Origin of the sequence: Eudoraea adriatica DSM 19308 (genome assembly GCF_000382125.1) — a bacterium.
In the GTDB taxonomy this organism is placed as follows: domain Bacteria; phylum Bacteroidota; class Bacteroidia; order Flavobacteriales; family Flavobacteriaceae; genus Eudoraea; species Eudoraea adriatica.
The window spans coordinates 149,528-171,975 of the sequence record NZ_KB907548.1; the positions used below are offsets into that span (position 1 = coordinate 149,528).

Annotated in this window: 24 protein-coding genes; 8 read left to right on the forward strand and 16 right to left on the reverse strand. The window is 36.7% G+C overall.

Features of this window, described 5'->3' with window-relative positions; genetic code table 11:
* Positions 1-227: 227 nt before the first annotated feature.
* Positions 228-809: an RNA polymerase sigma factor gene (locus G504_RS0107640; protein ID WP_019669568.1), complete on the forward strand. Its 582-nt coding sequence runs from the start codon at positions 228-230 to the stop codon at positions 807-809.
* A 71-nt stretch (positions 810-880) separates the two neighbouring features.
* A complete protein-coding gene (locus G504_RS19775) occupies positions 881-1,024 on the forward strand; it encodes a hypothetical protein (protein ID WP_169336903.1) in 144 nt (47 codons plus the stop codon).
* Between the two features lie 17 nt (positions 1,025-1,041).
* On the opposite strand, the gene G504_RS0107645 is transcribed toward G504_RS19775, so the two are convergent.
* A complete protein-coding gene (locus tag G504_RS0107645; RefSeq protein WP_019669569.1) occupies positions 1,042-1,704 on the reverse strand; it encodes an endonuclease III domain-containing protein in 663 nt (220 codons plus the stop codon).
* A gap of 54 nt (positions 1,705-1,758) precedes the next feature.
* Between G504_RS0107645 and bcp the strand changes: the two genes are divergently transcribed.
* A complete protein-coding gene (gene bcp, locus G504_RS0107650) occupies positions 1,759-2,208 on the forward strand; it encodes a thioredoxin-dependent thiol peroxidase (protein WP_019669570.1) in 450 nt (149 codons plus the stop codon).
* A 57-nt stretch (positions 2,209-2,265) separates the two neighbouring features.
* Here bcp and G504_RS0107655 read toward each other — a convergent pair whose 3' ends face one another.
* Entirely contained in the window at positions 2,266-3,723 is a 1,458-nt protein-coding gene (locus tag G504_RS0107655; RefSeq protein ID WP_019669571.1) for a hypothetical protein, read from the reverse strand.
* An 87-nt stretch (positions 3,724-3,810) separates the two neighbouring features.
* Here G504_RS0107655 and G504_RS0107660 point away from each other — a divergent pair, with 87 nt between their 5' ends.
* The gene (locus G504_RS0107660) at positions 3,811-4,575 is read left to right on the forward strand and encodes an MBL fold metallo-hydrolase (protein ID WP_019669572.1); all 765 of its coding nucleotides are present in this window, start codon (positions 3,811-3,813) and stop codon (positions 4,573-4,575) included.
* A gap of 49 nt (positions 4,576-4,624) precedes the next feature.
* Positions 4,625-5,119 (forward strand): hypothetical protein, encoded by a 495-nt coding sequence (locus tag G504_RS0107665; RefSeq protein WP_019669573.1) that lies wholly within the window; start codon positions 4,625-4,627, stop codon positions 5,117-5,119.
* Here the strand turns inward: G504_RS0107665 and G504_RS0107670 are convergent.
* The 8 genes from G504_RS0107670 to G504_RS0107705 form a co-directional block, all read right to left on the reverse strand.
* On the reverse strand, positions 5,116-5,775 hold the full coding sequence (locus G504_RS0107670; protein ID WP_019669574.1) for an alpha/beta hydrolase: 660 nt from the start codon (positions 5,773-5,775) through the stop codon (positions 5,116-5,118). The genes G504_RS0107665 and G504_RS0107670 overlap by 4 nt on opposite strands.
* A gap of 1 nt (position 5,776) precedes the next feature.
* Positions 5,777-6,106: a hypothetical protein gene (locus tag G504_RS0107675; RefSeq protein ID WP_019669575.1), complete on the reverse strand. Its 330-nt coding sequence runs from the start codon at positions 6,104-6,106 to the stop codon at positions 5,777-5,779.
* Positions 6,107-6,145: 39 nt separating this feature from the next.
* Positions 6,146-7,399, reverse strand: coding sequence for a dihydroorotase (locus G504_RS0107680; protein ID WP_019669576.1), 1,254 nt, complete (start codon positions 7,397-7,399; stop codon positions 6,146-6,148).
* Positions 7,396-9,318, reverse strand: coding sequence for a BatA domain-containing protein (locus G504_RS0107685; protein WP_019669577.1), 1,923 nt, complete (start codon positions 9,316-9,318; stop codon positions 7,396-7,398). Before G504_RS0107685 ends, G504_RS0107680 begins: the two co-directional genes overlap by 4 nt.
* Positions 9,319-9,479: 161 nt before the next feature.
* Positions 9,480-10,487 (reverse strand): glycosyltransferase family 2 protein, encoded by a 1,008-nt coding sequence (locus tag G504_RS0107690; RefSeq protein ID WP_019669578.1) that lies wholly within the window; start codon positions 10,485-10,487, stop codon positions 9,480-9,482.
* Between the two features lie 94 nt (positions 10,488-10,581).
* Positions 10,582-11,271 carry an SGNH/GDSL hydrolase family protein gene (locus tag G504_RS0107695; RefSeq protein WP_019669579.1) on the reverse strand — a complete coding sequence of 230 codons (690 nt, stop codon included), beginning with the start codon at positions 11,269-11,271 and terminating at the stop codon, positions 10,582-10,584.
* Between the two features lie 160 nt (positions 11,272-11,431).
* Entirely contained in the window at positions 11,432-12,292 is an 861-nt protein-coding gene (locus tag G504_RS0107700) for a hypothetical protein (protein WP_157473135.1), read from the reverse strand.
* A gap of 219 nt (positions 12,293-12,511) precedes the next feature.
* Positions 12,512-13,999, reverse strand: coding sequence for a S10 family peptidase (locus tag G504_RS0107705; RefSeq protein WP_026348458.1), 1,488 nt, complete (start codon positions 13,997-13,999; stop codon positions 12,512-12,514).
* 144 nt (positions 14,000-14,143) lie between these two features.
* Between G504_RS0107705 and G504_RS0107710 the strand changes: the two genes are divergently transcribed.
* Positions 14,144-15,274, forward strand: a complete 1,131-nt coding sequence (locus tag G504_RS0107710) for a Gfo/Idh/MocA family protein (protein ID WP_019669582.1) — start codon at positions 14,144-14,146, stop codon at positions 15,272-15,274.
* Positions 15,275-15,399: 125 nt separating this feature from the next.
* Here the strand turns inward: G504_RS0107710 and G504_RS0107715 are convergent, their stop codons facing one another.
* Positions 15,400-16,164, reverse strand: coding sequence for a TIGR02757 family protein (locus tag G504_RS0107715; protein ID WP_019669583.1), 765 nt, complete (start codon positions 16,162-16,164; stop codon positions 15,400-15,402).
* Positions 16,165-16,228: 64 nt separating this feature from the next.
* Positions 16,229-16,894 (reverse strand): ABC transporter ATP-binding protein, encoded by a 666-nt coding sequence (locus G504_RS0107720; RefSeq protein ID WP_019669584.1) that lies wholly within the window; start codon positions 16,892-16,894, stop codon positions 16,229-16,231.
* A gap of 196 nt (positions 16,895-17,090) precedes the next feature.
* On the opposite strand from G504_RS0107720, the gene folE reads away from it, so the two are divergent.
* Positions 17,091-17,690, forward strand: coding sequence for a GTP cyclohydrolase I FolE (folE, locus tag G504_RS0107725; RefSeq protein WP_019669585.1), 600 nt, complete (start codon positions 17,091-17,093; stop codon positions 17,688-17,690).
* Between the two features lie 60 nt (positions 17,691-17,750).
* The gene (locus G504_RS0107730; RefSeq protein ID WP_019669586.1) at positions 17,751-18,044 is read left to right on the forward strand and encodes a hypothetical protein; all 294 of its coding nucleotides are present in this window, start codon (positions 17,751-17,753) and stop codon (positions 18,042-18,044) included.
* A 67-nt stretch (positions 18,045-18,111) separates the two neighbouring features.
* Here G504_RS0107730 and G504_RS0107735 read toward each other — a convergent pair whose 3' ends face one another.
* The 4 genes from G504_RS0107735 to G504_RS0107750 form a co-directional block, all read right to left on the reverse strand.
* Positions 18,112-20,355 (reverse strand): TonB-dependent receptor, encoded by a 2,244-nt coding sequence (locus G504_RS0107735; RefSeq protein WP_019669587.1) that lies wholly within the window; start codon positions 20,353-20,355, stop codon positions 18,112-18,114.
* Positions 20,356-20,774: 419 nt separating this feature from the next.
* Positions 20,775-21,092 (reverse strand): DUF6787 family protein, encoded by a 318-nt coding sequence (locus G504_RS0107740; protein ID WP_026348460.1) that lies wholly within the window; start codon positions 21,090-21,092, stop codon positions 20,775-20,777.
* A 26-nt stretch (positions 21,093-21,118) separates the two neighbouring features.
* Positions 21,119-21,580 (reverse strand): DUF6146 family protein, encoded by a 462-nt coding sequence (locus G504_RS0107745; RefSeq protein ID WP_040443992.1) that lies wholly within the window; start codon positions 21,578-21,580, stop codon positions 21,119-21,121.
* 85 nt (positions 21,581-21,665) lie between these two features.
* Positions 21,666-22,298 (reverse strand): DUF937 domain-containing protein, encoded by a 633-nt coding sequence (locus G504_RS0107750; RefSeq protein ID WP_019669590.1) that lies wholly within the window; start codon positions 22,296-22,298, stop codon positions 21,666-21,668.
* Positions 22,299-22,448: the final 150 nt, after the last annotated feature.

Sequence of the window (22,448 nt, forward strand, 5' to 3'; positions counted from 1 at the left end):
GAAAAATTCCATGGTAACTAATATTTTATGGATTTATTGTGCTTAAAATTACCAAACCGCGATTTGACATCAGAAATCGGGGGTTTGACAACATAGTTTTTCACGGGCCTCTCTATTTCTATACTTTTAAATTGTAATTATGAAATCATAGTTACTCAGGAAGTAAACTAATAACCAAAGGCACAACAAAAAAGCTCCTTTATAATAACCAAAAAATATTACCGACTATGGAATTTCAAATTGATGATTCAGAATTAGTAAGAGACTATATCAGCGGCGACGAAAAAGCCCTCGAAGTCCTTATAAACAGGCATAATCAGCGCATTAGTAGTTTTATTTATTCAAAGGTATTGGATAAGGATATTACGGAGGATATCTTTCAGGATACTTTTATCAAAGTAATTAAAACTCTAAAAAAAGGTTCTTATAGTGAAGAGGGAAAATTCTTGCCCTGGGTAATGAGAATATCACACAACCTTATTATTGATCACTTTAGAAAGAATAAGCGTATGCCTAAGTTTGAAGGGAGTGATGATTTCAATATTTTTTCGGTTATTGGTGATGATAAGCTAAATGCAGAAAAGCAGATTATCAAAGATCAGATAGATAGTGATCTGGGTGCTTTGATTGAAGAATTACCGGATGACCAGAAAGAGGTTTTGCTTATGAGAATCTATAAGGACATGAGCTTTAAGGAGATTTCTGAAAATACAGGAGTAAGTATAAATACTGCACTTGGAAGAATGCGATATGCTTTAATAAATCTTAGAAAAATAATAGAAAGACACAATATCGTTTTAACAAATTAAGAGCAGAGAATACATTAAAACAATATTTCCATTTAAGTTGCGTTATAAGTTTATAACAATACTATACTAATATGGAAAAAATTTACTCTGAAGAACGAAACGCTTGTAAACTGGCCAAAACCAGTCCTGAGACGATCCGGTTTTTACTGGATTATTCCAGGTCCTTCAGAATAACGAAGTACAAGAAATTCAAATTTGAAACAACTTTGAATTAAAACAAAATGGCCCGCATTTAGCGGGCCTTTTTTATTCTAAAATAATCTTCTAACACATTTTTTCTTCCGATCGTTTTGGTTATCAAGTCTTTATCTAAATCCCAGCCCCTGGCCGGAGAATATTCACGACCATACCAAATTATTTGAAGATGCAGATCGTTCCATAATTCTTTAGGAAATAGCCTTTTTGCATCCCGCTCCGTTTGAACTACATTTTTCCCACTGGAAAACCCCCAGCGATACATAAGACGATGAATATGGGTATCCACAGGAAAAGCAGGAATGCCAAAAGCCTGCGAGACCACAACACTGGCAGTTTTGTGTCCAACACTGGGTAATTCTTCCAAAAGACTTATTTCAGACGGGACATGTCCATCATATTTTTCAATCAAAATTTTGGATAGGCCATGGATTCCCTTCGATTTCATTGGAGAAAGACCTACCGGCTTAATAATTTCTCTTATTTCCTCAACAGACATTTTAACCATATCATAGGGGTTGTCAGCTCTTCTAAATAATAATGGTGTTATCTGGTTTACACGGACATCCGTACTTTGGGCCGATAAAAGTACGGCGATCAACAATGTATATGGATCCTTGTGCTCCAGAGGAACCGGTATTTCCGGATACAATTCCTGCAGTTTTTTTATTGCGAAAGAAACTTTTTCCGATTTAGTCATATTTGTTTAACTTTACAATGAAAAAAATAAACATAAACTTAATTTAATAAAAATATGAACACACTTAAAGAGGGTGATAAAGTCCCTGATTTTTCATCTGTCGATCAGGATGGCAATTTGGTAAATTTAAGCGATTATTCCGGTAAAAAGTTGGTGGTATTTTTTTATCCCAAGGCTAATACACCCGGTTGTACTGCTGAAGCCTGTAATCTTAGGGATAATTATGCAGAACTGCAGTCAAAAGGGTATGAACTTTTGGGGGTCAGTGCAGATTCTGAAAAGAAACAGGCTGGTTTTAGGGATAAATATGAATTCCCATTTCCGCTTTTAGCTGATGAAGATCATACTGTAATTAATACGTTTGGAGTCTGGGGTCCCAAAAAATTTATGGGCAGGGAATACGATGGTATTCACAGAATGACTTTTATTATTGATGAAAAAGGATTCGTTAGTAAAGTAATTGAAAAGGTCAAAACTAAAGATCATGCCGCTCAAATTCTTTAATACGGAAGAAGCAACAATTTAAAAGGCCTTATATTTTAGGCCTTTTTTATGGAATAATCAGGCTTTTTCTTTTAGTTCAGGTGTAGTACGCATAAAAAGGTGTTCTTTCTTTATAGTTTCTGCAATACCTTCCGGAAGCATTTCCTCCCAGCCACCTTCTCCATTTTGGATTTTTTTAAGTACATCTCTGGAGAATATATCCATAATTTCGGGATCGTAATCTATGATATCCATTACTTTCCCATTGTACTTAAAAAACTTATACAACTCTTTCATTCGCGGATGAACCTTCACGTTATTACTAGTCATAATCTGACCGGTATCGGGATTCTTCATCGGATACAGATATACTATGAGCTCTTTAAAGAATAGTTTGCCAAAGGCTTCCAGAATACCACCGCTTAAATGCCTGTAATATTTCTCATCAAAAATGTCTACCAGGTTATTTACCCCCATAGTAAGACCAATTTTTGCCTTTGTATAATTGTTGAAGTATTCAACCAATTTATAGTACTCCTGAAATTTAGAAATCATTACGGAATGCCCCAGAGAACACAATAATTTGGCCCGGGCCATAAAATCACTTTCATCTATTTCGCCAGAAGCTTTCAAATTAGACAATGTAATTTCAAATATTACTATAGAATTGTCTTCATCAACTGCCGGATCACGAATAAAAATCTCATAAGATTTTTCAAACATCTCCATGTTTACCTTGGTCACCGGCCTAAAGCTGCCTCGAAGTGCAAGGATATTCTTCTTATAGAGAACAGCCGCAGGAAGAAGATTATTTCCATCAGGACCAAACATGACCGCATCAGTCATATCATTTCTGATAAGCTGAAGACTCATTAGCCTGTTGTCAACATTTTTGAAATTAGGTCCCGAGAAATTTACCATATCAATTTCCAGAGTATCCCTGTCTATATGATCATAGAGGTATTTGAGTAATTTTCTTGGCTTGTGATACTTATAAAATGCACCATAGATAAGGTTTACACCAACGATACCCAGGGTCTCCTGCTGTAATCTTGCTTCATTTTGCTTGAACCTGACATGTAATATTATTTCGTCAAATTCCTTTTGAGTGGGATCTAATTGAAAACGGATTCCTACCCAACCATGTCCCTTATATCGCTTTGAAAAATCTATGGTAGCAACTGTATTTGCATAGGTAAAGAACAATTTATCCGGATTTTCATCCCTGCTGATTCGTTCTTCCATTAGATGCATTTCATGAGAAAGCATCTTTTTCAGCCTGCTTTGAGTAACGTACCTGCCTGCTGATTCCACTCCATAAACGGCATCGCTAAAGGATTTGTCATAGGCACTCATAGCTTTTGCTATAGTTCCGGAGGCTCCACCTGATCTGAAAAACCACCTGGCTGTTTCTTGTCCGGCCCCAATTTCCGCAAAGGTCCCGTATATGTCGGGATTGAGATTTATTCTTAGGGTCTTTGCTTTTATTGAAGGAATATTTTCAAAAGCCGGATCCTTTTTGAAGACTGAAGCCATATGCGTTGTTTGCTTTCAGCAAAGTTAATAAGATTGGGGTATCTATTAAATAAATAAGTTATAAATTTGAAATAAATAGATGACAGGTTGAGAATAACGTTTTTAGGCACCGGCACATCGCAAGGAATACCGGTTATTGGCAGCAAACATCCGGTATGTTTAAGTAAAAACCCCAAGGATAAAAGACTGCGAGTTTCAGTGCTTATTTCATGGAAGGACTTCAATTATGTCATTGATTGCGGCCCGGACTTCAGGCAGCAAATGTTAACCCACAAGGTAGAGAAATTGAATGGTATTCTCTTTACACATGAACATGCAGATCATACGGCAGGCATTGATGATATTCGGCCATTTTTCTTTAGGCAGGGTGATATTCCGGTTTATGCGCATAAAGATGTCATTCTTTCATTAAAAAGGCGATTTGACTATATTTTTGCAGATGAGAACAGGTATCCCGGTGCACCGGCGGTAAAGGTTAACACAATACAGAATAATGAACCCTTTATTATCGGGGACAAAAAAGCCATACCAATCGAGGCATTTCATAATCGATTAAAGGTTTACGGATACCGGATAGAAGACTTTGCATACCTTACGGATGTTAAGACTATTTCCAATGAAGAAATAGAAAAGATAAAGGGAGTTAAAGTGCTGTCTGTAAATGCATTACGAATAGAGCCACATCATTCTCACTTAAATCTGGAAGAAGCCCTGGAATTAGTCGATAAAATTAATCCGGAAATAGCATATCTTTCCCATATCAGTCATCATATGGGTTTTCATGATGAAGTAGAAAAAAAATTACCCAAAAAGGTACATTTGGCCTATGACAACCTTGTTGTCTCAGTATGAGTAACTTAATTAATACATTAGATAGTTTGATTTTTGATTCTTTAAATTTATGAAAAGTAGAATTTTTATTTATCTGTTTATTTTTACTGCCCTGTTAGCACTTTACTTATTTGTAAGCAGCAATACGATGCTGGAGGATAAGGATTTAAAAATTAAGAATCTTGGTTCTGAAGTTGGCATGCTTCAGGATTCGGTTCAAAAATTACAACTTCAGGTTTTTGATATGCAATATTTTTCATTGGAAAATAACGATGACGCACTGTCTTATTATGATCACCTTGGTCTGGACAACCCTTCTCGCTATATTTCGGATAAGTTGTTGGAAACCAACGAACAAAAAGGGGATAATCCATTGGTTCCCTATGAAGGTATGGAAAGTGATTTTAAGATCAATAAGATAAAAATATTAAATCATCAGTGGATTATAGCCGATTTTTCAGATGGTAAGTACTGGGGAGAACTACTGGTCAGATATGAATTAAAGGATGATATGGGTGTAGACTTTACAATGATGGACCACCTTTTATATACGCGGAGCAATTAAACATTTTCTTCAAGCCATTTTCTAAAAGAGTAAAAATTTTCAGCCGAAACTCCATGACCCACCGGAAATTCTTCATATTTAAAGTCAATTTCTAGTTTTTTTAATATAACCGGGGCTTTTTGGGCCCATTCAGGCGGGATTATCTGATCTACCTGACCATGGGATGCATAAATTTTAAGATTTTTATGATCTTTTTGATTATAATTCTTCTCCAGGATATTTTCATCTATATAACCACTCAGGGCTACCACATTTTTGACCTTTTCCGGATATGAAAGTGCAACGGCATAACTCAGAACTGTCCCCTGGCTAAAACCGAGTAAAGTAACATTGTCTTTGTCTAACCGATAGGCTTCACAGGCTTCATCAATAAAACTGACAATTTTATTCCTCGATGAGACAGCCTGGTCAGTATCACTCCATTTGCCAAATGATGCATCAAAGTTAATGGCATACCACGCATTGCCAAAAGGTGGTAACTGGTAAGGAGCTCTCGCAGAAATAATAAAAAATTTAGATGGTAATTCTGAAGCAAATGAAAACAAATCTTCTTCGTTACTGCCGTAACCATGAAATAAAAATATCACCGGGGGACGCTTATCTTTAAGCGATGATGGACGAATTAAATGATATAGGGATAAGGGAATTGTATCCATTCTATTGAATAAAAGTAAACCATTGCTGAAACGAAGTTCCCAGGAATGGAATCATTTGTTTTTTATTGTTTAAAGCTCCCAAAAGCCCGTAAAACCATAGAGCAAAATAAAATATATACAAGCCCACCCAAACATAAAAGTTAAACCACTGGCTTAAAAAAAGAGCACAACCCATAAAAACCAGATGTAACCCAAAAGCTTGCCTCGTATGGAACCGGGCAAATTCATTTTTTGGTTCCATATTCATAGTAATAGCTATTAAAGATCCAATAATTGTAAAATATGCTATTATAGCGGTTGTTTTTCCTTCGGCTACTGAATTTTGTCCCAAAATATAATTTTTCTAATTCGCACTTAAAATTGTAATGTTTCAAACAAAGATTTGATTATTCGCGATAATACCATATACCTTACCCTTCATTTTTGTACCAAAAAACATACTATTCTTTGATGTAGAGTAGCAATGGCTTTTTGTAAAAATATATTCGGACTCCGGATCAAAAAGAGTGAGATTGGCCGGGGCTCCTTTTTCTATTGACACCGGATTTATTGAGAAACGCTCTCTTCCTTTAGACAAGAGCTTCACAGCCATTTCCGTGTCAAATATCTGATTTAAAATGCCAAATGCATTCTCAAGACCTATTGTGCCATAGGCAGCATTGTCAAATTCTATTCTTTTTTCTTCAATATCTATTGGCGTGTGATCCGAGGTTGCAAAATCTATGGTACCATCTTTAAGACCTTTTATCAAGGCACTGATATCTTTTTTTGTTCGGAGTGGCGGCAGTACTTTATAATTACTATCAAAGCTGTCCAGAACATCATCAGTAAACATTAGATTATGAATAGCAACGCCACAACTCACATTTAACCCCTTCTTTTTAGCTTCGCCAATAATCTTAACAGATCCGCCAGATGATATGGTTGGGATATGAAGACACCCACCGGTGTATTCCAGGATAAAAAGATCTCTGGCAATTTGAAGCTCTTCTGCCAGTGCGGGAATTCCTTTTAAACCGACCCTGGTAGATGAAATACCTTCGTTTACAATGCCCTTGCCCATAATTTTATCATCCATTGGAAAAGAAAAAACTAATCCTTTAAAATCCTGTGAGTATTGAAGGGCTATCTTTAGCAGATTGGAATTTGAAATAGATCTCTTATAATCGTAAAATCCAACAGCACCTGAATTCTGCATGTCATAAAGCTCGGCAAGATCACTACCTTCAGCTCGCATGGTGAGTGTACCTAAGGGGTGTAATTTTGTGGGTTGTCCTTTAGCTTCATTTTTCAAAAAAACAATTGCACCACTGCTATCCGGCGGAGGGTAAGTATTTCCATTAAGAACAATATCTGTAAAACCGCTTCTGGCCGCTACATGGAGTCCGTTTTTTATAGTTTCACGTTCTTCAAATCCCGGTTCACCAAAACTTACACTGCTATCAAACCAGCCAGCAGAGACATGTAAATTTTTGAATTTTACTGTTTTTAGATTTCTGGCAGGTTTTATCAATGGTGAAATTTCTTCAATAATCCCATTAGTAATAAGAATATCCCGCTTTTTAAAATGAAGTTTCCTGTTGGTATGATCAACAATCGTGGCAGATTTTAGAAGTATGTTCATTTAAATATTTTTTGAATAAGAACTTCGGCCAGCATAAAAAGCAAAGCAAAAATAGTAAACCATTTCCATAGCTCCGTTACACTATCGTCTTTTTCCATGGTTTCAAAGACTTCCGTTAAATTATTTATAACAGCATTGTTTTCTAATATGTCTAAATCCAGGTATTTTGATTCACTTTCAGCTCTGGGGTAGTTAAAACTTATATTTTGAATAAATCTGGATTGTTCACTTATGTCATAAATACCATCTTTTGTAGGATTGAAAGCAAAGCTTAATATAGTTTTGTTTGCAAAAGACTGCTGTTCAGGAATAAATTCATAGTCTTTCTGTGTGACTTTCAGGATATTATCACCTGTCATGGTGGCTTTTACATCGACTGTGGTTAGTTGGCCAAGGGTGTTGTATAATTCGGGAGATTTAAGACTATTTGCCCCAATGCTGTAAAATGTAGGTACTATGAGTGGCGAATTCTTAAAATTAGAATTATTGGTATTGATTGCGGCTGTAAACAAGTATATACCATCTAGTCCAACAAGGAATGCAGACTGATCTTGCAGAGAAAGAATTTTTGGTGCTGTTGTTCCAATCTTGAAATAGCTTGTTACTCTTGGATATTGAAAGTTACTGACTCTTTGAACAAACACATTCTTATAAAGAGGGTGATCAAAATTTATTTGTGTAATGTTTCGTTCCTCATCAATTCTATTTGAAATAGAAGTAGAAAAATATTTTCCAATAAAACTATTATAGTTTTCAATATTTGCCTCAGATGCTGGTATAATTATCAGATGCCCTCCTTTTTGGGTATAATCCCCCAGCGTGTTTTTAAGGGAGACAGGAATAGTTTTTAATTCATTTAGAACTATCAGATTTTGCGACTCTAAAACGCTGTAATTTATAGTATTAATTCCAACATCCGTAAATATGAATTCATCTTCGGTAAATATTCTTTCTAAAAATCCGCTGTCCGCTTCGCTTATGGATAATACTTTGACCTTCTCCTTTTGGTTAATATTAAAGAATAGCTGATTGTCATAAGGCAAACCAATATCCGATATTTCAATTCTGCCTTTGATAACCTCATCAGAAGGTAAGGTAAATATGATATTTGATTTTCTGTTTTTATCAAAACTTGCCGCGGTCTTAGCAATTAATTTATCATCATTATATAATGAAACAGGGATAGATTCTAATGCCCCGGTTGTACTTAAATTTACAGAAAGATCTGTTGTTGTCGGATTTTCTTCAGCTATATATGCCGAATCCAAAACAGTATTATTTGTATTTTCCGGTTTTAAACCAACCAAAAAAGTTTGGATATTTCCAAGAGTATCGGATTCCTGAATAGCTGTTCTGTTTTGAAAATCAGAGATAAGCACCAAGTATTTAATGGATTTTTCGTCTTTGCTAAAGAAATTTTTTCCTTTAAGCAGAATGTCTTTCAGTTCTAATTGATCATAAGTATAGGGAAGCATCAAAAGTTCATTGCGAATATCCGGCAAGGTGATGTCAGAGAAAACTTTATCATTAGTAAAAAGGGTAAAAATCTTATCCGTGGGAAGATCTTTTAGTAATTTCTGAACAGCGTCCTGCAACAAGGTCCCATTCTCAGTTTTGGCTTGCATGCTAAATGAGTTATCGAGGTATATTACCGTTTCTTTGGCAAAGGCAGCCGACTCACTGGCGAAATAGGGTTGTGAAAAGGCAAGGATCAGTCCTGAAAGTAATAATACCCGGGAGATAAGTAAAAGCCATTTTTTTATTGCACTGCTTTTACGGGATTGCGCAACTACCTTTTGTAAGAGCTTTACATTGGTAAAAGGAGTTTTTTTGAATCTGCGAAGTTGAAACAGGTGAATGAATATCGGAATCAGTAGCAGAAAAAAGGCCCAAAGGAGTTCCGGATATTTAAACAGCATTCCCAAATTTGATTTGACAAATATATAAAGTATTGAGAAGAAATTGCTTAGGAATTATAACAAAATTGGGAAGGAACCGATATAGCATATAACTGCATTAAATATTATTGCTCAGTACATTACTTTGAAATTCCAAAAGACCGGACCAATAAACAAGTTCTTTAGCAAAAGAAATAATAATCGACCATGGGGTGTTGCCCTAAATTGAAGAAGAAATTTTTAATCATTTTCTGAGCTTCTTCATTGGCAACAGTAACTATGCTCTTTGGGTTTTTCAGTTTATGCAGATAACTATAATGTCGCAATTCATGACCATAAATGTTTTTACCAATTTTTTTTGGGTTATCACATAACCAGTAGAAAGGAATCTTTTGTTCTATCAAATCTCTGGCAATGCTTTTTCCTTTATTTCCGGCACCCCATACTGTCAAAGGCCGTTTTTTGTCATGGTGAAGTTTTAAATAGTAATATAGTTTTATATGCAAAAAATAATTCTGTGCGTAGTGTTCGCTGGTTCTTGAGGTTCTGCTATCATAGTCGCGCCATCGGTGTAATACTTTGCTACAAGGAATACATTCCAACCCACTCTCATAAAAGCGAAATGTAAGATCGTAATCCTCCGGATATCTATTGTGTTCAAAAGCGCCACATTCTTCTAAATCCTCTTTATGGACCATCCAGCAAGGGGATGGAATGACACATTCCTTATAGATTTCAGAGTAGTTATCACCTTTTGCGGTAAGCTTGTTCAACCAACTTTCATAACGCTGGTAGCCATTGCTTATTCCCCGGTCGGAAAAATATTGGACACCACCTACGGCTATGTGTCCTTTTCCATGTTTTGTTAATGCCGAAGCCAGGATATATAACTTATTGGGATACATGATATCATCAGAATCCATTCTTGTCATGAATTCTCCCTTACTTAAATAATAGGCAGTCCTAAGTGCCGAAATAATGCCTTCTCCTTTATTAGTATGGACTTTTATCCTGGCATCCAACGAAGAATAATTCTCAATAATAACCCTGCTGTTATCTGAGGAGTGATCATCCACAGCAATTATCTCCCAGTTTTGGTAATTCTGCAACATAATGGATTCAATACATTCCGGCAAAAAAGCAGAAGTATTCTTGAATGGGATTAATATGCTAATAAGCTGATTTTCCATTAATAGCTCAATCTGAGCTTTTATATTGCTATTTTCAATATTTGCAAGTGAAAAGGGAGATGGCCGGCCTAAATATCAATGAATTGAAAAGTTACTAGCTGCCCAATGCATTTGCGATCGCTTTTTCAGCTAAAGGCGCCATTAATTCATACCCCTTTTTATTAGGATGGACCCCATCGCTGCCAAGATCTTGCCGCAGGCCATTGTTTCCGTCAGTCATTGCTGAAAAATAATCCAGGTAAACATAGCCTTTACGTTTGGCGTATGCCTCTATCATATTATTCAGGGCCGGAATCTTTTCATTTGGCTTAAGTCCTTTGCGCCAGGGATAGTCAAAAGCAGGTAAGACGGAACATAAGACAACTTTTATGTCATTCGCTTCTGCCAATTCTGCCATGGACATTAGATTATCGGCAATCATTTCTAATGAAGATGGTCCTGTATTGCCGGCAATATCATTAGTTCCTGCCAGGATTACTACCACTTTTGGATTTAAATCAATCACATCCTGCCTGAAACGTACCAGCATTTGGGGAGTTGTCTGTCCGCTTATACCTCTATTCACATAAGGTTTACCCTCAAAAAACTCCGGTTGGTGATGAGACCATCCGATAGTAATTGAGTTTCCCATAAAAACGACACGATTTTCATTGGTTTTGGCATTGGGCAGTTCCTTGTTGGCAGTGCTAAAGTGCTCTAGTTGTGCCCAATCCTGGGCACTTAAAAAGGAAGACGTAAAAAACAGGCAGATAACTAAAGTGTTTTTAAATATGTTTAAAATCATAATTTGCAGTTATATTATATTGATTCAAAAGGTACAAAATGTTATAAATATAAGTGACTTAAATTAAAAGGTCTATCAGAATTTGCTATACTGTACATATTGAAATTAAAAAACCCCGCATTTAAATAAATGCAGGGGACTATATAACTAAAATGCCCGATTACTGACATGGAGCATCTTCTCCATTGCCATCCCAGCAATGCCATTCTTCATCTTCAAAATAATCCAATGATTTTACTCTGCCAAAAAAGGTCTCTCTATTCCATTCAATTCTTATATCACTAAAACCCTGCCTGCTGCTTTCGTATACATATGCTTTGAAATAGGCATCAAAATCACCATCCTGAAGTCCGTACTCGAAATAGCTGTCTTTAAACATATCAGCATTCTGCTGTTCATCCAGCTCTCTAACCCATGTATATCGGATAGTGCCAATTTCATCATTTGTTCGCTTCCAGTCTATCCTTAACATTGCTTCCGGATTTTCTGCACTTTCATTTAATAACCAAAACCCGCTATTACCATCCATTGCCGAACTTCCGGTAAACCACAGGAATTCTTCAAAGGCTCCAATTCCAATCTTTGTAATATACATTTTCCATAGGACTTCTTCACCAGTTACTTCGGCTATAAGACGTGCAGAATATTGGCTTGCAAAGCCATCTACTGTGTAGGTCCACTGCCATCTATTATCTCCTAAATCCCGAGGAGAATATGCGAATGCAGACTTAAAGGAGGCTACAGGTACGGCCAGGGTTGTAAAAAGGGCTGAATTCCAAACATCAACCACAATTTTTGAAAAAAACCAGTTTCCATTAGGGGCTTTGTCATAATAAACCAACGCCGTACTTTTTCCGGAATTTGAATTATCGGTAAAATCACTAAAATCTATTGCCATAGATTCATAAAGCGGTAATGCCAAGCTATTGGATGTAGCCGCAGTTTCATCAGATTTCTCGCAGGAAACTGCAAAAAATAATGCAATTAGAATAGCTAAGACATATACTCTCCTATTTTTCATAACATTTAAGTTTTGATTAGGTAACCCCATTGATATACCTTTTTAACGTTCAAGTTGATCTAAAAGTATGGGAGAACCGGTGAATTGCGAAAGACTTTAAAGCAAAAACCTGCGAAAAAGAAAAACAATTAACCCGGACTTCTATTCGCTAGTTCAATTAAGAGAAATAAACGTTATTGCTTCGAATTATTGATAATTCATAGCGTGAGTACTGTTATCCTAATACTTGGCAGATTTTCCTTTTGACATGGTCTTTTCAATAAAACTTCTAATGTCGGAGTTTGCTTTTTCCAAATCTTCTTTACGAAGGTACATCATATGTCCACTGCGATATCCCTTAAACTCAAAACGGTCTTTCATGCGTCCGCTGGGGTCTATTTGCCACATCGTATATTTTGCATTAAAGTAAGTGGTGGCACCATCATAATATCCGGATTGAACCAACACGTGCAGATAAGGGTTTTGTGCCATGGCCTGTCTCAGATTATCTCTGGTATTATCATCTTTATTATCCCATGGGCGTACAGGGCCGAACATATTATATTTGATATCTGTTTTAAATTGAAGTTCTTCCTGCAAATAATAATTAATAGCAGGGGTGAAGCTGTGTAACCAAGAAGTTAGCTCAGAGTTATAATCTGGCCTGCTGCCCGAAATTTGCTTATCTAAGCCCAGGTATCGACTATCCAGCCTGCCAATGGTATAACCGCTGCGATCTCTTAATAACCCTTTCCAGAAATATGAGGTAGGCACTACAAGATTATGATCTAAAATTTCCTTTTTAGAGAGCCCTGAATAGTATGCCATTTTTTCTGCTACGGAATTCTTTTCCTCCTCACTTATAAATCCCCCTTTTGCTATGGCGGGTATCAATGTGTTAATTGTATAAGCCTCGGATTCTGGTAAAATATCCAATAAATCTTTTTGTTGAAGATTGTTATCCAGGGCTTTTTGATACCAGGCTGCCGCAGTATAATAAGGCAAATTTAAAGCGTTACTTACAGGACCATCTGTGCGAATTACCTTGTAATCAGCCGGGGAAACCATGATTACCCCATTTAAATACATCCATTGCTGGTTTTGGAGTTCAAGGGCCAACCCCATTACCCTCGTACCCCCGTAACTTTCACCAATAATATATTTTGGAGAACTCCATCTGTTGTTGCGGGTAACAAAGGTATTCAGCCATTCTGCCAGATATTTAATGTCCGCATTTATACCAAAAAATTTGCTGCGATCTACTTCCTTGCCACTTTCCGGTATAGTTCGTGAATATCCGGTATTAGCAGGATTCACATAAACTATATCTGTTACGTCCAATATGGAATAGGGGTTTTGCTTCACACCGTATGGCTGGACAGGATACCCTTCATCATCAATCTTTAAAATTCGTGGTCCTGTATATGCCAAATGCATCCAAACTGAGCCAGAACCGGGTCCGCCGTTAAATGATATGAGTAACGGACGACTTGCTCTATCCTTTACATTGTTGCGGGTGTAATAGGTATAATGTAACGATGCTATTGGCTCACCCAGCTCATCCCAGACAGGTTGAGTTCCGGTTTTGGCTGTATACGTAAATGCACTCCCGTTAACAGTCACATTGTGCTGTGTAATGACAACGGTGTCTAAAGGTAATTTACGATTTTGGGCTAATGAGATATTGAGACTTAGTATGCATAAGACGAATAGGGTTAATCTTTTCATTCCTGAGTGATTTTTGATAGACCTAAAGTATGGAATTTGGCCGAAAAACCAGATTATCACTAACACTAAAATTGAAAAGAATAGAAATTTGTTCCCTATCTTTAGCTTAGCACTAAAACAATTCTAATAACTAAATCTAAGAGTATGAGAAATATTTCCAGAAGATCTTTTAATAAAACACTGTCTAAAGGTATTGGTGGTGTTACTCTGCTTGGCGGAATGCCCTTTGCCTGTGCAATAAGTGGAGAAAATCAGGAAAAAAAGAAATTAGGTGTAGCTCTGGTAGGATTGGGGAGTTATAGTACTTATCAATTAGCTCCCTCTTTAGCAGACTGTGAATTGTGTTATTTGGCAGGAATTGTTACCGGGACTCCTGAAAAAGAAAAGATATGGCAGGATAAGTACAATATCCCGGATACGAATATTTATAATTATGAGAATTTTGATAATATCGCATCCAATGATTCAATTGATATAGTATATGTAGTGCTTCCTAATTCTATGCATGCCGATTTCTCAATCAGGGCGGCCAAAGCCGGTAAACACGTAATTTGTGAAAAACCAATGGCCGTAAGCGTAGAGGAATGTGATGCAATAATAGATGCATGTAAAAAAGCGAATGTTAAATTAAGTGTTGGTTACCGTCTGCACTCAGAACCGTATACTCAGGAAATAAAGCGAATAGTCGCTGAGAAGGTTTTCGGGAATGTACAATATATATCAGCTGAAGCGGCCTACCGTTCTGGTGGTAACCCGGATCAATGGCGATTAAATAAAGCGCTTTCAGGGGGTGGGGCATTAATGAATATGGGGGTTTATGCAATACAAAGTGCAATTTACGGAACAGGGGAGAACCCAATATCTGTAACCGCGCAGGAATTTAGTTCGAGACCTGAATATTTTAAGGATACAGATGAGACCATTACGGCACAATTTGAATTTTCAAGCGGGGCATTTGGTAATATTATGACATCGCATAATACCAATGTAAATCGAATGTACGCCAGCTGTGATAAAGGGTGGTATGAATTAAACCCAGCCAGTTCTTATGGCCCATTGGCAGGTACGACTTCCAGTGGGGATTTAAGTTTTCCTCATGAACGCCAGCAAAAATTACAAATGGATGATTTTGCACGACATATTTTAAGTAACACCCCAAACATTGCTCCCGGCGAAATGGGCAAACGAGATATGATTATTGTTGAAGCGATCTACGAATCGATAGAAAAGGGAAATTCTAAAATTCAATTGAATTTAGGCACACTAGGTCTCTAGTTAAATATGTATTTTCCTGCAGCCGATGTTGATTGCTATAAGGTCTGTATATAAATGCTGGTAGAATTTTTTTTTAAAGGTTAGGATATAACTAATTGGCCTAAAAAGAGTTATTAATAAATAAACTAAAACTTTTCAAATACCCCTAGTCCAAATAAGGCAAAATCATATTTAACAGGATCCAGGGGATCCATTTTACGCAGCTGTAAATCGAGTTCAGCAACGGCTTTTGAGTCATTTTGTTTCCTGGTTAATAACCCGAGTTTCCTGGCTACATTGCCGGAATGGACATCCAGGGGACATGATAAAATTGCCGGGGAGATTGATTTCCAGATCCCGAAATCTACATTGGTGGTATTATCTCGTACCATCCACCTTAGAAACATGTTCATTCGTTTTGCTGCAGAACCCATTGCCGGATCTGAAACATGCTTTGTTGTTCTTTTAGGATGTCCTAATTCAAAGAAAAGTTGTTTAAATTTTGTAATTGCGGGCTGTGCAGATGTATCTGAGGTATATTGGCTGAAAATACCTTCTAAGCCGTTGTATTGTTTATATATATATCTTAAAGCTTTAAGGAAATACATTAAGTCGGTACTATTAAAAGTACGGTGAACAAAGGGCTCAAGCTTTAGTAAATCTGATCCTTTATGGGCTACTATAAAATTATGAGGGTCATTGTCCAATAATTCCATTAAGAAGTTTGCATTATTGATAATACTTTTGCGATTACCCCATGCAATAGTTGCCGTGAGAAATGCGCTAATCTCAATATCTTCTTTTTTTGTGAATAAATGTGGAATCTGAATAGGATCTGAATCCAGAAACTGGGGGTTGTTATATTGGACAACTTTTGCATCCAAAAAATCTCTTAACTCATCAAATTTCAATGATAATCCGTTTTAGTACAATTCTGGAAAAATATTTATTGAGAATTCCCAAAGCTTCTTCAACTTATTGGTCTATGATTTGTCCGTCTATCATCGTTAACTTCCTATCCGCCATTTCCGCTAATTCTTCGTTATGAGTAACAATAATAAAAGTTTGCCCAAATTCATCTCGTAATTGAAAAAAGAGTTGATGCAGTTTGTCCGCACTTTCCGAATCCAGATTGCCGCTTGGCTCATCTGCAAGTATAACAGAAGGACTATTTATCAGTGCCCTTGCTACTGCAACTCGCTGTTGTTCGCCACCAGACAGCTCGTTCGGACGGTGATTGATCCGATTGGAAAGTCCCAGAAAATTCAGTAATTCAGTGGCCCTGGACTCCGCCTCCGCCTTCGCTGTTCTTTTAATGTATGCGGGAATACATACATTTTCTAGCGCTGTAAACTCAGGTAATAATTGATGGAATTGAAAAATAAATCCTATATGATTATTTCTAAAAGCGGCTAATGCTTTATCTTTTAAGGAATTAATGTCGACGTCATTTATTTTTAGTTCACTTTCCCCTTTGTTAGACTGTACATCCAATGTGCCTAAAATTTGTAACAAGGTTGTCTTACCGGCTCCCGAAGGTCCAACAATAGAGACCACTTCCCCGGCTTTTACATGAAGATTTACCCCTTTTAAAACCTGAAGATCTCCGAAATATTTTTGGATATTAATGGCCTTAATCATCTACAAATTATTAGGGCATGAAAGTAAACAATACGGCTAACACTTCAAAATGTAATGCATAGGGAAACTACCAACAAAAGGCTTATGGAAAAGTATAAATACTTTGAAATTATTAATATTAGAATAATTTATGATTTTTAATACAGAAACCTTTAAATTCGAATTACTTTAAATTAAGCTATTTATACTATTTGCTATGAAATCGTACCATTACCTGGAAGAATATAACATAAAAGTTACTAATGAAATAATGGAACGTTTTTCCGGAATAATCCATGAAATAGGAGAGGAGGCAGACCGGGAAGGATTAGCAAAAACACCGGAAAGAGCGGCAAAAGCAATGCTGTTTTTAACGCAGGGTTATAAACAGGATGCAGCAGCAATCCTAAAGAGTGCAATGTTTAAAGAGTCTTATAACGAAATGGTAATTGTTAAGGATATTGAATTGTATTCCCTGTGTGAACATCATATCTTACCGTTTTTCGGAAAAGCACATATTGCTTATATTCCAAATGGTCATATAGTAGGACTGAGTAAATTGCCAAGAATTGTTGATGTTTTTGCCCGCAGGTTACAGGTTCAGGAACGTCTGACCGAGCAGATTTTGGATTGTATAAATGACACCTTAAAACCACAGGGAGTTGCTGTTGTTATAGAGGCAGCACATATGTGTATGATGATGCGCGGTGTTCAAAAACAGAATTCTGTAACCACAACATCCGGATTCAGGGGATCTTTCGAAAAAGAAGAAACTCGTAATGAATTTTTAAAATTAATCAGCTCAGATTTGTCTTAAGTTTTGAAGTTACCGATGCAGATCAAACTAATAACCGGTGGCCTTGTTTTAACTTACTAAATGATTAAAAAGAAAAAATATAAACTCCTTCTATTGGGTCTCCTTTTTGACGGAATTGGTATGCTTTCGCTTTTAATGCCGGGTATTGGGGAGTTTACAGATTTGATTTGGGCGCCTGTTGCCGGTTGGTTAATGACAAAAATGTACAAAGGGAACCCTGGTAAAATAGCCGGATTAATTGCTTTTATTGAAGAAATTGTACCAGGATTAGACATCATTCCTTCTTTTACTTTAATGTGGCTCTATACCTATATTTTTAAAGGTAACAATAGCGTTACTATTGAAGAAAACTAAGCCTTTTTGTTCCCTTGTTTATTGCAATCAACCTTTTTTAACCTCCTTTTGACCTAAAACACAATTCTTATAAAGGAATACTTAGACCAATATTTATGTTCCTTCCTATATTGGAGATATTATCTACCTTAAGCCTGGATAAATGGGAAATATAATCCTCGTTAAGAATATTTAATGCAGTTACCACCAATTCCATATCTTGTTTAAAGATGTTTAGACTTGCCCCAAAACCGGCATTTAAAAGATTATAGCCTTCAGTGGAAGTTTCAAAGGTCGCTACTTTATTTTGATCAAATATGGTATTCAGGGTAATAAACGCGTAACCCTTTTTTATCCATTCTTGGGAATTATTAAATTCTATCCGCAATGTATTACTTAGCTTATTTGCCGGTATTAAAGGCAGATAATCATCATTATCCAATTGTCCGGTCACCGATTCAAAACTACTCTGTACATGCAGCCAATCCAGAGGGTGAGGATGGAAATGAAATCCAATTTCGCCGCCGTATAAAGTTGCATTCTGTTGTATATAGTTATAAACCGGATTATTATCGACAAACTCGCCATTGGGTTCAATAAAAATATAATCACTTATACTATTGTAAAAACCATTGGCAAAAAATTCAAAATGTTGACTATTGTATTCCAGGGCAATGTCGGTTTGCAGATTATTTTCATTCTTAAGGTTTGGATTACCAATTTCAAACCTGTTCGTTCCCTCATGTATTCCGTTTGAAGTAAGTTCCGCCAAATTCGGGGCTCTGAACCCACTTGCAATATTAATTCGGCCTATAAAATTCTTTAAAAGATCTATTCTATAACCCAGGGCTGCATTGAAGCTGTTAAAGTTTCTATCTAATTGTGCGATATATCCTTCTTCGCCCAAAATTCCTGTTTCCTCACCTTTTATGGACCGATTATCAAATCGCAGACCTAGTTGAATATCACTTTTTTCGAAGTGTATATGGGAGGTTGCCAAAAGGCCAATATCATTGGTAATGGCATCAGGGATTAATACTTCCTCCCCAAAGTTTTCATTTTTCTGGTTCATCCCCTGAATACCGGCAATTGTTTTCCAGCGGCCAATGCCGGGTAAATTGTATTGGAGATTGTAACTAAATGTTGAAAGTTGCATGTCCAGGGCCGGAATCATTTCTGATGGGTCCTCCGAAGGTGTTTCTTCTTCTTCCTCCTCAAACTCTTTCCGACTATTGAAGATATAGCCCAAGGTTAACCTTAAACTGGAATTATTAAAAAACAAATCACTTTTTGAGCTTACTATATGGTTGTTTATTTCCTGATACGGCGTTAAAGGGGTCCTTCCTGAATCCTGTATGCCAATTTCTTCAGGAATACCCAGATCTGAGCTATTTAAATTATAGCGCAGTTCTGTCTTAAATATCCCGAATTGGTAACCCATGGCCGTTTTAATGTCAAATTCATTAAATCGGGAGTTTGTTACTCTTATATCATTTCCCCCTTCATAATCTGTGTGGGATGCATAGGAACCCCGCAGCAGGAATTTGAATTTTTCACCGGAAGTTTTAAACCCGGCATTAGCATCCATGCCCTGCGTATTCGTAAAATAGTTTAAATTGATACTGCCTTCAGTTTCATTCGTATTGGCAAATTGTTCCGGATTTAAATAAAGTACTCCACCCAGGGCATCCGATCCATAAAGGAGCGATGCGGGACCTTTTATAACTTCAACACTTTCCAAACCTGAAGCACTTATACCAAGGCCATGTTCGTCACCAAATTGCTGGTTCTCAAGTCGTATATTCTGAGAATACACCAATACTCTGTTTGAACTCAAGCCCCTGATAACAGGTTTTCCTATGCCTATACCCGTGGAAACACTTTCCACACCGGGAATATTAGTGATACCATCGGATAGTGTTATTGCCCCCATTTTCCTTAAAGTTTCAACCTTAGCCTGTTCTACTTTCATTACGTTTTCTCGTTGTAATTTGTGGAATGGGGTAGATACGATGACTTCTTCCATCTCTATTGCACTTGGCGAGAGGATAATATTCAAAGTATTTATTCCTTCTGTAAGCGTTATTTCTGAGGAAAATGTTTGGTATCCCATAAAAGACGCGACAATTTTGTAGGTGCCAAGGGGAAGATTGCTGAGAACAAAGGCCCCATTGCTTCCGGTTACACCGCCTTTTTCTATTTGAGGAAAATAAACAGAAACCTGTTCTAAAGGATTATTTGAATCTTCTGCAGAAACATTCCCTTTAAGAGTACACTGTGCGTAACTGTCAAAATAAAATAACACAATAAGTATTGGGAATAAATATTTCATAACATGGTTTTAAATTAAAAAAAATATGATAATTCGGGTTATGAAAACGAAGGGGGAGCTCTTAGGGAAAATAAGAGGAAATCTGATTCAGGATTATAATTATAATAGATTGAGAAGTCATTATTCAGGACGCTCTCAGCGATTAATTTAATTTTAAAAACAGGCAGGTAAAAGTGATGCGAAAAAGTAAATTTATCGAAATCGCAATCCAATTCTTTAAGGTGTATATGAGACTCAAAGGCGCTGTCGCAGTTTGTTGATAAATGTTCTGAAGCATGAATTAGTTGAATTACCGAGGGGAGTGCCAAAAAGAAAAGTAGCGCTAATGAAACTATGGAAAATGAAATTTTCTGGTATTGCCTAACCACGCATCAAAGAAATCAAATAAAGTGTTCCGGATAAGTTAAAGAAAGCTTAAATTACTTAAAAAGAAAGCCCAACCCGATTCTGTCTAACATTTTTTTTTCAAAGTTCCAGAAAAATTTGAACTGTCCAAAAAGCCATCCGAACAGAACCAAAAGAATCTGGTAAAATGGAAAGATCAGCAATATTCTCAGTGTCCAGTATACCCAACCACTCCACCAGGTTTCAGGAAAATTACCTCTTTCCAGGCCAATCCAACCCAGAAATGGTTTTGCAATGTAAACGGCTGCCGAACCTGTTATCGAGAATACAATAAGAATTATAATGAGTTGAAAACTGGATTCTATTCCCCAGCGTTTTTTAAGTTTGTCCATAATTAATAAAATCGCTGCAAATATATTCATTTAATTCTCGGCACAAATGGCCCAAGGCGTTGCTTGTATTTGCGTTGAAAATAAATAAAATAATTATAAAGTTGGTAGTTCACTTCATACCCGTAATCAACATTGGGGTCATAGTTAATCTGAAGCTCATATAAATTGGGATCATACCGCATTGGCTGCAAAACTCTCTGGTTCCAGTTGATAACAAAGATTCGATTTCTGTTTTCCATAAACTCTTGCGTATAGTATCCTCTTGGTTGTGCTATACTTTGAAGCCAGGTGTTGAAACCAATCTCCATGATAATAATTTCGTATTCAAGGCTATCATTTTTAATCGCAACAGTGTCTTTGCCTTTTTGATTAAATACTTCCTTTTCCTCTTTAGAAACATCAACAGCTTTCTTAGAGCCGGAACATTGCATGATAAATAATGACAAGCCCAAACCGGATAAAACTTTAATTATAATTTTAAATTTCATTTTAGTAGAATAGAAAATATAATGTACAAAAAAAACCATTCGCTAAAAAAATGGTTTTGTTAATTAATATAGAAAATACGTGGATTTATTTTCCAAACAAATTTCCTAATAATCCCCCGATACCGCCTTTCTTTTTGGGACTGTCCATTACCATTCCGGCTACATCGTCAAGAATACTGCCATCGCCATCTGCATCCAGTAGCGTAGTAAGAAGGCTTTGGTTTTCTTCTGGCTGTCCTCCCAACATACTACCGAGTAGATTGTCCATTCCACTCGCATCGCTAACTTTATTTTCAGAAGTTTGCTTAGCTAAAATTCCCATAACGATCGGAGCTACAATTTTTAAAATATTGGCAACGGAGTCTGTATCTATTCCCGAGCGCTGGCTTAGAGTGTTCTCAACATTTACCTGCTTTCCTCCAAATACATGGCCTAATATGCCTGTTCCATCGTCCATTACGGATTGATCCACACCCCCGTTAAAAAGGCCTCCAAGATCATCCAGTATGCTTCCGTCATGTTTAGATGATAGTGCATTCATTAAGCCCTGCGCACCCTCCGGAGTGGCTGCATTTTTTTTCATTGCACCCAAAAGCAAAGGCATGGCCATGCTCAATACATCTGCCGTTTTGTTTTCAGCTTGTCCGGTTTGGCCGGCAACACCGCTTATTACCTGTTTCCCAATCGGACTGTTTAATAGATCTAATAATCCTTCCATTTGATTAGTGTTTTTTATTTTAGGGGAATGTACAAATTCTAATTCTTACAAAGGGAATATGTTTAAAACTTAAGTACACAACTCTATTTTTTTAATTATAAAGCAATTGAACCACTCTAAAGTATAAACTGATTATTAGATTAGGGGGCA

What these genes read in the sequence shown, in the direction of transcription:
- G504_RS0107735 (WP_019669587.1), bottom strand. Translation starts at nt 20,355, where the DNA reads ATGAAATATTTATTCCCAATACTTATTGTGTTATTTTATTTTGACAGT.
- G504_RS0107640 (WP_019669568.1), top strand. Translation starts at nt 228, where the DNA reads ATGGAATTTCAAATTGATGATTCAGAATTAGTAAGAGACTATATCAGC.
- G504_RS0107685 (WP_019669577.1), bottom strand. Translation starts at nt 9,318, where the DNA reads ATGCTGTTTAAATATCCGGAACTCCTTTGGGCCTTTTTTCTGCTACTG.
- G504_RS0107740 (WP_026348460.1), bottom strand. Translation starts at nt 21,092, where the DNA reads ATGGACAAACTTAAAAAACGCTGGGGAATAGAATCCAGTTTTCAACTC.
- G504_RS19775 (WP_169336903.1), top strand. Translation starts at nt 881, where the DNA reads ATGGAAAAAATTTACTCTGAAGAACGAAACGCTTGTAAACTGGCCAAA.
- G504_RS0107710 (WP_019669582.1), top strand. Translation starts at nt 14,144, where the DNA reads ATGAGAAATATTTCCAGAAGATCTTTTAATAAAACACTGTCTAAAGGT.
- G504_RS0107695 (WP_019669579.1), bottom strand. Translation starts at nt 11,271, where the DNA reads ATGATTTTAAACATATTTAAAAACACTTTAGTTATCTGCCTGTTTTTT.
- G504_RS0107730 (WP_019669586.1), top strand. Translation starts at nt 17,751, where the DNA reads ATGATTAAAAAGAAAAAATATAAACTCCTTCTATTGGGTCTCCTTTTT.
- folE (WP_019669585.1), top strand. Translation starts at nt 17,091, where the DNA reads ATGAAATCGTACCATTACCTGGAAGAATATAACATAAAAGTTACTAAT.
- bcp (WP_019669570.1), top strand. Translation starts at nt 1,759, where the DNA reads ATGAACACACTTAAAGAGGGTGATAAAGTCCCTGATTTTTCATCTGTC.
- G504_RS0107655 (WP_019669571.1), bottom strand. Translation starts at nt 3,723, where the DNA reads ATGGCTTCAGTCTTCAAAAAGGATCCGGCTTTTGAAAATATTCCTTCA.
- G504_RS0107750 (WP_019669590.1), bottom strand. Translation starts at nt 22,298, where the DNA reads ATGGAAGGATTATTAGATCTATTAAACAGTCCGATTGGGAAACAGGTA.
- G504_RS0107690 (WP_019669578.1), bottom strand. Translation starts at nt 10,487, where the DNA reads ATGGAAAATCAGCTTATTAGCATATTAATCCCATTCAAGAATACTTCT.
- G504_RS0107700 (WP_157473135.1), bottom strand. Translation starts at nt 12,292, where the DNA reads ATGAAAAATAGGAGAGTATATGTCTTAGCTATTCTAATTGCATTATTT.
- G504_RS0107705 (WP_026348458.1), bottom strand. Translation starts at nt 13,999, where the DNA reads ATGAAAAGATTAACCCTATTCGTCTTATGCATACTAAGTCTCAATATC.
- G504_RS0107670 (WP_019669574.1), bottom strand. Translation starts at nt 5,775, where the DNA reads ATGGATACAATTCCCTTATCCCTATATCATTTAATTCGTCCATCATCG.
- G504_RS0107645 (WP_019669569.1), bottom strand. Translation starts at nt 1,704, where the DNA reads ATGACTAAATCGGAAAAAGTTTCTTTCGCAATAAAAAAACTGCAGGAA.
- G504_RS0107665 (WP_019669573.1), top strand. Translation starts at nt 4,625, where the DNA reads ATGAAAAGTAGAATTTTTATTTATCTGTTTATTTTTACTGCCCTGTTA.
- G504_RS0107745 (WP_040443992.1), bottom strand. Translation starts at nt 21,580, where the DNA reads ATGAAATTTAAAATTATAATTAAAGTTTTATCCGGTTTGGGCTTGTCA.
- G504_RS0107720 (WP_019669584.1), bottom strand. Translation starts at nt 16,894, where the DNA reads ATGATTAAGGCCATTAATATCCAAAAATATTTCGGAGATCTTCAGGTT.
- G504_RS0107680 (WP_019669576.1), bottom strand. Translation starts at nt 7,399, where the DNA reads ATGAACATACTTCTAAAATCTGCCACGATTGTTGATCATACCAACAGG.